Annotated in this window: 14 protein-coding genes; 7 read left to right on the top strand and 7 right to left on the bottom strand. The window is 39.8% G+C overall.

The genetic code is table 11. The features are described 5' to 3' along the window. Window positions 1-16 precede the first annotated feature (16 nt). Window positions 17-730, bottom strand: a complete 714-nt coding sequence (locus NPUN_RS13470; RefSeq protein ID WP_012409210.1) for a hypothetical protein — start codon at window positions 728-730, stop codon at window positions 17-19. A 1,121-nt stretch (window positions 731-1,851) separates the two neighbouring features. Between NPUN_RS13470 and NPUN_RS13465 the strand changes: the two genes are divergently transcribed. Both NPUN_RS13465 and NPUN_RS13460 read left to right on the top strand, forming a co-directional pair. Next, the gene (locus NPUN_RS13465) at window positions 1,852-2,478 is read left to right on the top strand and encodes a DUF1802 family protein (protein ID WP_012409209.1); all 627 of its coding nucleotides are present in this window, start codon (window positions 1,852-1,854) and stop codon (window positions 2,476-2,478) included. A gap of 577 nt (window positions 2,479-3,055) precedes the next feature. Further along, entirely contained in the window at window positions 3,056-3,319 is a 264-nt protein-coding gene (locus NPUN_RS13460) for a hypothetical protein (RefSeq protein WP_012409208.1), read from the top strand. A 76-nt stretch (window positions 3,320-3,395) separates the two neighbouring features. Here the strand turns inward: NPUN_RS13460 and ggt are convergent, their stop codons facing one another. Beyond that, the gene (gene ggt, locus NPUN_RS13455; RefSeq protein ID WP_052304593.1) at window positions 3,396-5,207 is read right to left on the bottom strand and encodes a gamma-glutamyltransferase; all 1,812 of its coding nucleotides are present in this window, start codon (window positions 5,205-5,207) and stop codon (window positions 3,396-3,398) included. A gap of 375 nt (window positions 5,208-5,582) precedes the next feature. On the opposite strand from ggt, the gene NPUN_RS13450 reads away from it, so the two are divergent. Both NPUN_RS13450 and NPUN_RS13445 read left to right on the top strand, forming a co-directional pair. Beyond that, window positions 5,583-6,314, top strand: a complete 732-nt coding sequence (locus tag NPUN_RS13450) for a phytochelatin synthase family protein (RefSeq protein ID WP_012409206.1) — start codon at window positions 5,583-5,585, stop codon at window positions 6,312-6,314. 133 nt (window positions 6,315-6,447) lie between these two features. Beyond that, window positions 6,448-7,074, top strand: a complete 627-nt coding sequence (locus NPUN_RS13445; protein WP_041566133.1) for a Uma2 family endonuclease — start codon at window positions 6,448-6,450, stop codon at window positions 7,072-7,074. A gap of 85 nt (window positions 7,075-7,159) precedes the next feature. Here the strand turns inward: NPUN_RS13445 and NPUN_RS13440 are convergent, their stop codons facing one another. From NPUN_RS13440 to NPUN_RS13420, 5 genes are all read right to left on the bottom strand, one after another. Then, a complete protein-coding gene (locus tag NPUN_RS13440; protein WP_012409204.1) occupies window positions 7,160-8,062 on the bottom strand; it encodes a glycine betaine ABC transporter substrate-binding protein in 903 nt (300 codons plus the stop codon). Then, complete coding sequence (locus NPUN_RS13435; protein WP_041565388.1) at window positions 8,062-8,694, bottom strand: ABC transporter permease; 633 nt, start codon at window positions 8,692-8,694, stop codon at window positions 8,062-8,064. The genes NPUN_RS13440 and NPUN_RS13435 overlap by 1 nt, the downstream gene beginning before the upstream one ends. Beyond that, a complete protein-coding gene (locus tag NPUN_RS13430) occupies window positions 8,691-9,449 on the bottom strand; it encodes an ATP-binding cassette domain-containing protein (RefSeq protein ID WP_012409202.1) in 759 nt (252 codons plus the stop codon). Before NPUN_RS13430 ends, NPUN_RS13435 begins: the two co-directional genes overlap by 4 nt. 105 nt (window positions 9,450-9,554) lie before the next feature. Further along, window positions 9,555-9,971, bottom strand: a complete 417-nt coding sequence (locus NPUN_RS13425) for a hypothetical protein (RefSeq protein ID WP_012409201.1) — start codon at window positions 9,969-9,971, stop codon at window positions 9,555-9,557. A gap of 276 nt (window positions 9,972-10,247) precedes the next feature. After that, on the bottom strand, window positions 10,248-10,490 hold the full coding sequence (locus NPUN_RS13420) for a hypothetical protein (protein ID WP_012409200.1): 243 nt from the start codon (window positions 10,488-10,490) through the stop codon (window positions 10,248-10,250). Window positions 10,491-10,575: 85 nt separating this feature from the next. Between NPUN_RS13420 and NPUN_RS41825 the strand changes: the two genes are divergently transcribed. From NPUN_RS41825 to NPUN_RS13410, 3 genes are all read left to right on the top strand, one after another. Continuing rightward, window positions 10,576-10,728, top strand: coding sequence for a hypothetical protein (locus tag NPUN_RS41825; RefSeq protein WP_167315621.1), 153 nt, complete (start codon window positions 10,576-10,578; stop codon window positions 10,726-10,728). Between the two features lie 224 nt (window positions 10,729-10,952). Further along, on the top strand, window positions 10,953-11,597 hold the full coding sequence (locus NPUN_RS13415; protein ID WP_012409199.1) for an HAD family hydrolase: 645 nt from the start codon (window positions 10,953-10,955) through the stop codon (window positions 11,595-11,597). Window positions 11,598-11,646: 49 nt separating this feature from the next. After that, window positions 11,647-12,042 carry an SDR family NAD(P)-dependent oxidoreductase gene (locus tag NPUN_RS13410; protein ID WP_012409198.1) on the top strand — a complete coding sequence of 132 codons (396 nt, stop codon included), beginning with the start codon at window positions 11,647-11,649 and terminating at the stop codon, window positions 12,040-12,042. The last annotated feature ends 28 nt before the right edge of the window (window positions 12,043-12,070 follow it).

Here is a 12,070-nt window from a genome sequence, read left to right as displayed (position 1 = left end):
GTTTTGATAAACCTAATCACTTAAGAACGGATGACTTAATTTCTTGCTCTATCTGATTACTAACAATCTCAGATCCCATAGCAGGTTTATCTAGGTTAACCCTAACAAAATTAGTTTTATCTTTCCCTGTAAATTTTTTATCATTATCTGAGTCTTTGATAATTTTTATAAAAATTGCATTTTGACTTGGAACAACAACCCAATTGATGATTTGAGTATTGTTTGGGGTAATTTGCTGGAGACTTTTACCTGATAAATCAGAAAGATAACCAACAGTGGCATCTTCGCTGTTGAGCTTTGTATCTATGTTTGTGTCTTGGTCAAGGATTTTATAAAACCAAACTCTTGTAGGCAGCTTCTCTACAGCTTTTACCTCTAATAAATCAAAGGAGGCGATAATGGCTTTTTTATTTAATAAAATATGAGCTTCGCCATCTTGCTTGCGATAAAAGATAATGTTAGATAATTGGTTGTTTCTCTCATAAGAACGTGATAGGCTTAAATCAGTTTTTTTATCTTCATTCTGCTCTGGAAGAACAACGGGAATCATTATATAATCTGATTGCTCTTTAATAATTAAATCTCCATAAACAAGATTCGGTTCGGATTTCGATTTATCTGTTGCTTGTGCCTGTTCTGCTTTTGTGCTAGTAGAAGATTTACAAGAAAAAGAAAGGAGCGTGATAATAATAGCTGTAGTAATTTTATTTAGAAATCTATTATATTTCATCAATTTTTTTAACAGGATACATTGCTATTCTATTTTCTTCGCTGCTTGGAAATTACTTAGTTAATTTGAGTTTATATTCTAAAAAACAAGCCCATATTAGTGGGCTTTCTTATATATAAAAACTAAATAAAGTAACCCAACTAAAAGGTTTGACATTTATTGGGCACATTAACTAGCTTTTGTTAAAAAGACTCTAGTTTCCCAACTATCTTCTTAAGCATGAATTCCGGCAGTATCTACTGTACTGAGAAAATTATATCACAATAAAATACCAAAAACCTGGTCAGGGTTGACCAGGTTTTATCGAGTTCACAGATTTCAAATTGTTAAACTAATTAAGTAATTGAAGGTTAATAACTAGGGTGGACTAAATAACTAACAAACTCAGCATTCTTGCGTTTTTCCGCTTTGGGATTTGGCATTGCCTTCTACATTAGGCTTTTGCCACTTTTGTAATTTTGATATGCTGATATTTGCTTGGGTTGATGACAGGGGACACTAAGTCATTTACCCTTTTGTTTTGGTTTTATTTTGTTTGGTGTCCTACTATTTAAGTTATCACTTCAGTTTCTAAGTTGCAACTCTTAGTTTACTAAAGTTGATGTTTTGTTAGATTTTGCAATCTAGCTCCAGATATTTGATCCCTGACTATCTTTTTAAGATATTTAATGGGATCTTCGAGAGATCGGCATAGCTAATCAAACTGCATTGTCATCAATTCCATATAATCTGGCTGTCATCCAGATAATTGACGATAATACATCCAATTTCATCAATTTTTACCAATTAGACAGGATAAAGCTTAATTTCGGCAGCTAAGGCTTTGTCTCGTGCTTGTTGGGGATAACGCACCCTTGCAATAGCATTAATTTGGAATTGGGCAATTAACCACAGCAAAGCTAACAGAGCAGAGGTACAATTATAAATAAGAGCTATGGGACGTAATTTTTGTAGCGCTTGTTGAGCATGTTCAAAGTTTTCGCGTTGAAACAGTTTATTTTTAGCACGATTATCTGCTGGGTTGCTAGCGATCGTTTCTTTATAACTGCTTTCTAATTCATTCCCTTGGACAGTTTCACACTTTATCGATCTTAGCTTGAATTAAATCAGAGTTACAGTAGATGCTGATGGAATTGACTACAACTTCTCATGCTCTCAAAGAATGGGCAGTCGCCGTAAATGCTTTGGAAAGTGGCAAAACAATTATGTTGCTCCGCAAAGGGGGTATTCATGAACGAAATGGAAATTTCCAAGTTGCCCATAAGCAAATTTTGCTTTACCCTACTTATGAACATCAACAAGCTTTCATGCTAAAACCTGAGTATGCTAATCGTGTTTATCCAGTAACATCAGGTTGGCATCCAGAGACAGTTCGCATCGGCAGTTGGGCTGAGATTACAGATATTTTGCCAATTAGTGACGAATTTCTTGTCAACGCCTTGCTTCCGTTCCATATTTGGAATGAGCATTTTATTAGCGATCGCCTTAAATGGAAACCACGTCAGCCCCTTTATATTCTCCTCCTGCGGACATATAAACTAACCCAAGACCAAGAAATTCCTTATCATCCTAAATACGGTGGTTGCAAATCATGGATTGATTTAGATCAATCCATTAACTTGCAAGAAACGACACCAGCCTTGTCTGACTTTGCATACACCCAATTAGTACAGACAATTCGCGGCATTGTCGGCGACAAAATGGCCAGAAAGATTGACATGCTCAATTACAACTCGACCTTTAGCTAAACCTCGGTTGTATTGCTGCTAAGTTCTTTAATTTACAGAGAAAAAAGAGGGCTATGGTATTTGGAAAACCCGATTAAAGCCCTATTCGCTCGCAAAAAAACTCGCCCACTCAATATTTAGAGTTTTTCTACAGCGATCGCACGCTGCACTATCCACTAGTCAGGAGCCAGAATTCAGTTCTAACTTCTGCTCTTGGCTCTTCAATACGGTTCGGATAAACACTTTTCACTTTCCTTGTGGTCTGAGGAATGGGCTTGCGGGTAAGGGTTAAAGGATGTATTCAAAACCTTTCCCCTTTTCCTTTTCACCTTTAACCGAACCGTATTGCCTGGCTCCTGACTTCTGTTTGTTAAAAATACAGCAGATTGCAAATTCCCAACCCACGCTGAAAACAGTAGTTATTGTTACACACGGTCGCAAAAAACGCGGATAACATTAGAAAAATCTCACCCTAATACATAAGGTGAGGTAAATTTGTTTATCCGCGTGTCCAAAAATAGCTCACAAGGGTGAGAAGTAACTTGACAAAAGTCTGATATTATGCGTTAGTTGTTAGCTAAAAGCAAAGGAGTTTGCAATGCATCGACAAATGTGCTGGTTATCTAAGTCTGGTGGCGACGGCGAGAAAATTTTGTATTTGCAGACAGAACCAAATCAGCCTTGGCGGCCCTACACGGCTTTTGGACATTTCACAGTCCCAGATTATCAAATACCAGGTGGTTCTAAAGGTTGGGCAACTTATCAAAAACTTCTCAAAGCAGGTTGGACACTAGTACCTAGCGCACGCGCAAATGAGTTTGGCAGCAGTAGCTACGTAGAGTCAACAATCCAAAATCAATAGTTATTGGTAATTAGTCATTAGTCATTTGTTATTTGTTATTCTGTGCGTCCCTGTGTCTCGCCAGTCCCTCACTCGCTCATAGACCTCTGGGGGAACCTTCACCGCGAGGATCTGCCGCGCCTTCTAGAGTTCCATCAGATGTAACCGCGATCGCATTACCATTACCCCAAGGAGTACTTTCCTTAATTTTATGCCCCCGACGGCGTAATTCTTCTAGAGTCAAAGCATCCAAACCCCAAGGTTCTACGCGCAACTCATCTGGAAGCCATTGATGATGTATGCGTGGAACAGAAACAGCTGCACCAACATTCATGTTGTATTCCAGCACATTTAGGATGACTTGCAAAACCTGAGTGATGATGGTGCTACCACCAGGCGCACCTGCTGCCATCCGAAAATGACCATTTTCTGTGACAATTGTGGGAGTCATGCTGGATAGGGGAGTTTTGCGGGGTGCAATGCTGTTGGCATCGTTACCAACTAAACCAAAGGCGTTAGGCACTCCTGGCGCAGCAGCAAAATCATCCATCTCATTGTTGAGGATAATTCCAGTTCCCGGTGTCACCACACCAGCACCAAAACTGAGGTTAATGGTGAAAGTCAGACTTACAGCGTTGCGTTCTTCATCCACAACAGTAAGATGACTGGTTTCAGTGGATTCATACCGCGTCGCGTGTAGTTTAAGAGATTGATGAGATAAAGGAATGGTATTTTCTCCTAAACTCCGATTATTAGCCTGACTAAAACGTTGTAGTGTCTTTCTATCTACTGGCTTGACCTTGGTCGAGGGTCTAGCCACTTGCATATTAATTTCTTGACGGCGTTGTTTGGCGTAAGCTGGACTGAGTAGTTCTTGTACAGGAACTTTGACAAAATCAGGATCGCCTAAATATTCTGAGCGATCGGCGTAAGCAATTTTCATTGCCTCTACCATTAGGTGAATAGCGTCAGGATGATGCCATCCCAAAGATTTTAAATCAGTGTCACCAATAATATTTAAAATCTGCAATAGGTGAACGCCTCCCGATGATGGGGGTGGCATTGAGCAAACTTTAGCTTTGCGAAAATTGCCACAAATAGGAGTCCGCCAGATTGGTTTGTAGGCTTTCAGGTCTTCTAAAGTAATTAAACCACCATTTTTTACCATATCAGAAGCGATCGCACGAGCAATACTTCCGGTGTAAAAACTTTGGGGATTTTCGGCAACTGCTGTTAAAGTGCGTGCCAAATCACGCTGCACCAGTTTCTCCCCTGGTTTATAAAATTCACCGTTGTGAGTGAAAATTTCCCGTGCGGCTGGATTGTTGAGAACTGCTTCCTTACGGGAATCGTTTGCTTGCAGAGAACGCCAATTTACCACATCGCTAACTATAAAGCCATCTTTAGCGAGTGTGATCGCAGGTTTCATCACCTCTTGCCAAGGAAGTTTACCATAGCGACGATGCACTTCATAAAGTCCCGCCACCGTTCCTGGTGTCGCTACTGCCAAATAACCATTAATACTTGCATTGGGACGCACCTTTCCTTCTGCATCTAAATACATCTTTTTTGTGGCTTTCAAGGGTGCGCGTTCGCGGAAATCTAGCGCTTTCATATCGCCAGTTTTCTCAGAGTGCATCAGCAAAAATCCGCCGCCGCCGATTCCGGCTGAAAAAGGCTCAACTACAGAGATTGCAAAAGTTGTGGCGACAGCTGCATCTACTGCATTACCACCTTTGCGTAACATTAAAATTCCCGCTTCACTTGCTAAGGGATGAGCTGAAGCCACCATTCCCTTTTTACTGCGTAGGGGTAAAGTTAGGGCGGCTGATGCAACTTGGCTGTAAACAACGAGGGTGAAAGAAAAAATTGCGAGCGCAACTCGCTTGGGTTTAACAACAGTAAGCATTTTTATTACCATTTATCCTAAAATTTTATACTTGTTTAGGGACTTGCAAAAAATAGATTATCCCAAATTATTTGTATATTATGTAGGGGCGCAAGGCATTCATCGGTGTCAACTTAAGCCCCAGTGAATGGAATTCGCAGCTACACAAACATAGACACTTGCGCTTTCCCGCAGAGTAGTCTAAAAAAATTGAGTGTTTGAAACCCACGGAGGTGGGTAAAGCCTCGTGTAGATGCAACCGCCCATTTAACTTACGCGAACATGGAGCATCTCGCAGGTATGGGATATTTTTTTAACTGGAAGTCCCTTTAGTATCTGAGTGTGAGATTATTAATATCATATGATTTAAAAATTTTACAATACTTATAAAATACTATGTTGCGAAAAATAAGTAAAACACTTTTCAAAGCTTTAACTATTGGATTATATATCTCTAATGGAAGCGTTCTTTCTCAAACATTACCGCTTTCCTCTAACTTAATAGGCTTTAATACACCTGAAGGTGAAAAATTATTATTTGAGAGTAAGTCAAATCAAGACTTCTTTTCACTGAGTATGCAATTCACCACTCAAAATAATCAGGCATATTGTGGTGTTGCTAGCATGGTTATGGTACTGAATGGGTTACAAATTCCAGCACCAGAAGCATCGCAGTACAAGCCATATCGGGTATTTACTCAAGAAAACTTTTTTAGTAATGATAATACCAAAAAAGTACTAACTCCTGAAGTTGTGTCTCGCCAAGGTATGACTTTAGACGAGTTAGGAAAATTACTATCCAGTTATGGTGTTAAAGTTAATGTTTACCACGCTACCGATACTAGTTTAGAGCAGTTCCGCAAACAAGCGGCAGAAAATTTAAAACAACCGCAAAATTTTATTTTAATAAACTATCTACGCAAAGAGATAGGTCAAGAAAAAGGAGGACATATTTCCCCTGTAGCAGCATATAATGAGCAAACAGATAGATTTTTAATTCTGGATGTTTCTCGTTCCAAGTATCCACCAGTGTGGGTAAAAACAACAGATTTATGGAAAGCAATGCTCACAAATGATCCAGCGTCTAAAAAGAGCCGTGGCTTTGTATTTGTAAGTAAAAACCTTTGATATAATCTATTCATTAAATTCATGAATCCTTTTATTTCTCATCCTCCATGTAATGCGATGTCTGGCGACAAGTCGCTTCTCTACAAGAGGCTATGCCAACGCGTCTACGGCAATATCTACAATGCAAGGTAATATGGATACCGTAATTACACCAGAAAAAATCGAGTTACCACCTGGCGCGGTGTTAAAGCTTTTGGGAAATTGGCAAGACTATCAAGTATTGAGTCAGCAACTAAGCAATCGCTCTTCACCTCGCATTAAATATCGACCTGGAGAGATTTTACTGATGGCACCGCTACCAGAACATGGAAGAGATGCGAGTTTGCTGGCAGATATTGCTAAGGTTTTGCTGGATCATTTAAACCGCATATACGAGTCATTTACGCCCATCACCATGAGCTTGCCAGAAATTAGTGGTATTGAACCAGACTATTCCTTTTACATTGAAAATTGCAGAGCAGTAGTAGGCAAAAAAAGAATTGATTGGGAGTCAGATCCACCACCAGATTTAGCAATTGAAATAGATGTGACAAGCTACACCGATATTAATGATTACTTACCTTATCGAGTGCCAGAAGTTTGGATATTAAAGAGTAATGGGTTGTTAATTTATAGATTGCAGGCAGAAAGTTATGTGCTTACAGAAAGCAGCTACTATCCTAACGTCAAAGAAATTGTGCAGCAATGTCTCCAAATGTCTAATGAGCAATCAACAAGTGAAGTCATTAGGTGGTTAAAAAACTTTTTGCCGAGACAATAGTAGGGTGTGTTACGGCTTCCGTAACGCACCATTTCAGCTTTTCAGTGCGTGACTTAACGCTTAATTACAAATTACAAATTACGAATTATTTTAATCCTTTCGATTTTCTAAACTCTTGGACAACATCTTTAACATCACGTAATTCCCCTTCCACTAAATAGTTTAATTGCCGCATTTCATCTGCCGAAATCTTTCCGGCGAGTGAAGCGATCGCTGTTTTTAATTCGGGATATTTTTTTAATATTTCTTGCCGAATAATTGGCACAGTTTCGTAAGGTGGAAAATAATGTTTATCATCTTTTAAGACAACTAAACCCAAGCGAGAAATTTGCCCATCAGTAGAATTCCCCGCCACCATATCTACTTGTTTTTGAATCAAAGCACGATATATCAAACCCAAGTCCATGATTTGGGGAGATTTGGCAAAACGTAAATTGTAAGTTTTAGCTAATCCGGGAAAACCATCTTCCCGTTCTAAAAACTCATAACCAAAACCGCCGCGCCACTGTGGTGTATATTGAGTAGCTTCCGAGAGAGTTTGAATATTGTAGCGTTTAGCATCATCACCCCGGACAATCATTGCAAAAGTATTTTCAAAACCCAGGCTTGGCATTACTTCTAGTTTAAATTGCTGGGAGTATGCTTGTTTTAATCTTTCATAAACTTCTTTAGGGTCATTAACTGCTTTTTGCTTTAAAATTCCAGTAAAAGCTGTACCTGTGTACTCAATATACGCATCAATTTTGCCAGTAGTAATCGCGTTATGACAAACAAAAGAACCACCCAAACGGGGACGACGAGATACTTTTAAATTAGTTGTTGCCTCTATTTGTTGTGCTAAAAATTCACCTAAAATATCTTGTTCAGTAAAATCTTTGGAAGCAACAATAATATTGCCATCACTGCTACTATTTACATTTGGTGTACAGCTAGTGATTAGTAATAACAAAGCAAAAGTTAAAAAGCAAAATGCCAAAAATCTTTTCATTAACTTTTAATTTTTAATTTATTCTCCAACCAGCCAATTGCAAAGTCAGCCAATAATGCAATTAACGCCGCCGGAACTGCACCAGCTAAAATTAACTGATCGTTAACTACTGATATGCCGCGAAAAATAAAGACTCCCAAGCCACCAGCCCCGATCGCGGCGGCAATGGTTGCAATGCCAATCGCAATTACCGTTGCAACTCGCACACCTGCTAAAATTACCCCCATTGCCAAGGGAATCTCAACTTGCAATAACAATTGTCTATCCGTCATTCCCATACCTCTCCCAGCCTCTCGAATTGCTGGATCTACACCAGTAATACCTGTGTAAGTGTTACGAATTATCGGTAGCAAAGAATATACAGTCAGAGCAACAATTGCTGGTACAGCCCCAATTCCGCCAATTATAGGAACAGGAATAAGTAAACCAAAAAGTGCCAAACTAGGAATAGTTTGGAGAATATTCGCTATGCCGAGAATTGGTTGGCGGAGATAAGTTTTACGTGTAATTAAAATACCTAATGGGATGCCTATAAGTATGGCAATTCCAATAGCGATGCCTACTAAAAACAAGTGTTCTAGAGTATGCTGAAGAATTTCTGGGGCATACTTAACAAGGAAGAAATTTTTCATAAATTGTCTTGGAAGGAACGCAGACATTTAAGAAAGGCTAGGCTTTCTGGGTGTTGCGATCGCATAAATTCATCTGTTGTCCCCAATACTACCAATTCTCCGCCATACATTAAACCAATTCTCGATGCCAAAACCAAGGCTTCTTGAATATCGTGGGTGACAAACACAACAGTTTTCCCTAACTCTTGCTGCAAACGCCGAAACTCTTGTTGCAGTTCTAAGCGCGTAATCGGATCGAGTGCGCCAAAGGGTTCATCCATCAACAACACAGGCGGATCTGCTGCTAAAGCCCTGGCTACCCCGACTCTTTGTCTTTGCCCACCCGAAAGTTCGTGCGGGTAACGCCCTGCAAATTGTGCTGGTTCTAAACCCACTAATTGCAACAACTCATAAACCCGCGTTTTTATTTGTTTCGATTGCCAACCTTCCAAAGCCGGGACTAAACCCACATTGCGTTCAACTGTAAAATGGGGAAATAAACCAATTTCTTGAATGACGTAACCAATTTTTCGCCGCAGTTTAATTTCATCCCATTGAGTTGTGGGAATGCCATCAAATAAAACTTCGCCTTGTGTAGGTGTGAATAGGCGATTAATTAACTTCATTGTGGTGGTTTTGCCGCTACCACTGCGCCCAAGTAATACTAGTGCTTCTCCTTGGCGGATGTTGAAATTGAGATTTGACACCAAGGGGCGATGATTGCGGCTAAAGGTGACATCGCGGAATTCAACGGCGGTTTGGTTATTTTGCGGCATTAGTAGCTTTTGGTGGACGCTAGCCTGTTATTGACTATATGTATTATGTGCTGATTTTGCTAGCGTGCTAACGTCCAATTTGTCAGACAACAGATTTAAGCCCCTCTATGCAGTTTTAGCATTTTCATCTGATGCTTGCTCTGCAACATTTTTCAAGCGGCTCGACCTGATTTTGCGGATGCGTAGGCGTAGCCCGCCGCAGGCATCGCTATAGCGAACACCACCTGCCATCTCATATTCACGGCTGTCTTTGCCGTATTTGATTGCAACCACCATCAGCATCTTCTCAGAAAGCTGACTCAAGTTTTTTTCCATCTCTTCAATTTCAGTTTTAGAAGAGTCAACTACAGACAGAGCAGTATTATAAACATCAATTTTGTTGCGTAACTGGTCGATTGACTCAACTAATTTTTCTAGACTATAATCTTCATCAAATTTGATGCTTGGAACAATCGATTTCAGTCCGGCGGATCTTAACTGAGCTTTTTCTAAAATGCGGGATGTGCGTTTTTTTCGAGACATAAAATTACTCCTTTAAGATGCTCCTAGAGCTAGCTTGCCTCAATTAAACTACGTTCCGGTTCAGTAAAAGTCGCAAATATTTTTACTAAAGTTTTTGATTGATAACAGTAATTTTTCGTAACTTATACCAATTTAACGTGAAGCTGCACTAAATGAGTAACTCTATATTCTTGGCCCTCTTCTCTAACGAGACGCTACGCGATGGCGACTTGGCGGTTCGTTTAATATTCTATGCATCTTCATACAGAATTGGTATTAATTACTAAATGTTGGTATTTATAGAGATAATTGTCTAAGTTTCATCAAAACTTTAAGGGAGATTGCTCCCATAAGTTGCGAAGCTGCTCCCATAAGTTGCGAACCTGCTTCCATAAGTTGCGAAGCTGCTCCCATAAGTTGCGAAGCTGCTCCCATAAGTTGCGAACCTGCTCCCGTAAGTTGCGAACCTGCTCCCATAAGTTGCGAAGCTGCTCCCATAAGTTGCGAACCTGCTCCCGTAAGTTGCGAAGCTGCTCCCATAAGTTGCGAAACTGCTTCAATTTATTGGGAGTGTCGTAGGTAAAACTTTTGTAGGCGATGGCTGTGGTGGTAAACTACGCAGTTTATGAAAGATAGTAGCGTGTTGTGGAAGTGCGATCGCAGTTTAGATAAATCCAATTGCTGCGCTGACCCCACAAGCGTGAAATACAACTTAAAGACTTTGGGCTTGTCAACTCGTGCAAATTTTGCAGTGCAAGCATCGAAAAGATGTTTATAGAAAAAGCTAGTTTAGATACAATACCGTTCAGTTAAACCAAAAAGCCTCATGTAAAGACGCGATTTGTCACGTCTGATAAGACCTCTAGCACTTGGTCACAGAATTGACATTACTATTTCTAAGTGCAATATCTGAGATAGGAAATTCCTTGGTGATCGCTCATAAATATTTAAGAATATTTAGTTATTACTCCTATGGTAAAATGCTAAATTTGAGGCGAAAACATGGGGAAAAATCGGTTCAAGCTTGTAATTTTTGATTGTGATGGAGTCTTGGTTGATAGTGAACCAATCATCAATCGTATTTTTGCAGAAACGCTCACGGAAGCTGGTTTTCCTATCACCCATGCAGAAGTAACTCAAAAATTTATCGGCAAGTCTCTAAAAACCTGTTTAGAGATTATCGAAGCATCTTACAAGAAACCATTGCCCAAAAACTTTGTCGAACTTTGCAAGGAACGAGAAATTGCTCCCTTGCAGCAAGAATTACAGCCAGTTTCAGGAATTACTGAAATATTGGAGCAAATTACATTACCCAAATGTGTGGCATCAAATAGTAGCCACCGCCATATTCAAATGGTATTGAAATTAACGGGGCTTCTGGATAAATTTGATGGCAAGTTATATAGTGCTAATGATGTTTCACGCCCCAAACCTTTTCCTGATGTGTATCTCTATGCAGCCGAGCAAATGAACACTAATCCAGAAGATTGTGCTGTAATTGAAGACTCTGTACCAGGTGTACAAGCAGCATACGCGGCAGGAATGACAGTTTTTGGCTATGCCCATCAGAGCGATCGCACTGCTCTGGCTGAGGTAGGAGCTAAGATAGTTTTTAACGATATGCGGCAGCTTGCTCAACTGCTATAGCCGGCGACTGGGGACTATTTAAAATCCAAAATTCAATGTAAAAGTAACTGTGACACAAACTACATTTTCATTGAAAAATAAAATTGTCTTGGTGACTGGAAAAAATCGCGGACTAGGGCTAGAAACAGTTAAGGCGCTAGCCAATGCTGGCGCGTTTGTGCTAGTGAATGCACAAAGTTTAGAAACACTAAAATCGGTAGTTGTGGCGGTTAATTCTTTGGGTGGAAAAGCTGCACCATTACAGTTAGATATTACTGATAAAGCAGCCGTGGAAAAAGCATTCATAGAAATTAAAGATAAATATGGGCGGTTAGATATACTTGTTAATAATGTGGGAATGCGCGATCGCCGTCAGTTATTTGAATTTGAACTGAATGCAGTGCGTCAGCTAATCGAAACAAATTTGATTGCGCCTTTTAATTTGAGCCGCAAAGCTGTTCATTGAAATCTGCGATGGCTGGTTATTTTTACAA

Source organism: Nostoc punctiforme PCC 73102, assembly GCF_000020025.1.
Taxonomy (GTDB): Bacteria; Cyanobacteriota; Cyanobacteriia; order Cyanobacteriales; family Nostocaceae; genus Nostoc; species Nostoc punctiforme.
This window is presented reverse-complemented; position numbering and strand designations above follow the sequence as displayed.

Bases quoted from the DNA above. Each gene is read 5' to 3' on its own strand.
- NPUN_RS13465 (WP_012409209.1), top strand. From the start codon at position 1,852: ATGCTGATGGAATTGACTACAACTTCTCATGCTCTCAAAGAATGGGCA.
- NPUN_RS13445 (WP_041566133.1), top strand. From the start codon at position 6,448: ATGGATACCGTAATTACACCAGAAAAAATCGAGTTACCACCTGGCGCG.
- NPUN_RS41825 (WP_167315621.1), top strand. From the start codon at position 10,576: ATGAAAGATAGTAGCGTGTTGTGGAAGTGCGATCGCAGTTTAGATAAA.
- NPUN_RS13435 (WP_041565388.1), bottom strand. From the start codon at position 8,694: ATGAAAAATTTCTTCCTTGTTAAGTATGCCCCAGAAATTCTTCAGCAT.
- NPUN_RS13415 (WP_012409199.1), top strand. From the start codon at position 10,953: ATGGGGAAAAATCGGTTCAAGCTTGTAATTTTTGATTGTGATGGAGTC.
- NPUN_RS13450 (WP_012409206.1), top strand. From the start codon at position 5,583: ATGTTGCGAAAAATAAGTAAAACACTTTTCAAAGCTTTAACTATTGGA.
- ggt (WP_052304593.1), bottom strand. From the start codon at position 5,207: ATGCTTACTGTTGTTAAACCCAAGCGAGTTGCGCTCGCAATTTTTTCT.
- NPUN_RS13440 (WP_012409204.1), bottom strand. From the start codon at position 8,062: ATGAAAAGATTTTTGGCATTTTGCTTTTTAACTTTTGCTTTGTTATTA.
- NPUN_RS13470 (WP_012409210.1), bottom strand. From the start codon at position 730: ATGAAATATAATAGATTTCTAAATAAAATTACTACAGCTATTATTATC.
- NPUN_RS13420 (WP_012409200.1), bottom strand. From the start codon at position 10,490: ATGGGAGCAGCTTCGCAACTTACGGGAGCAGGTTCGCAACTTATGGGA.
- NPUN_RS13425 (WP_012409201.1), bottom strand. From the start codon at position 9,971: ATGTCTCGAAAAAAACGCACATCCCGCATTTTAGAAAAAGCTCAGTTA.
- NPUN_RS13460 (WP_012409208.1), top strand. From the start codon at position 3,056: ATGCATCGACAAATGTGCTGGTTATCTAAGTCTGGTGGCGACGGCGAG.
- NPUN_RS13430 (WP_012409202.1), bottom strand. From the start codon at position 9,449: ATGCCGCAAAATAACCAAACCGCCGTTGAATTCCGCGATGTCACCTTT.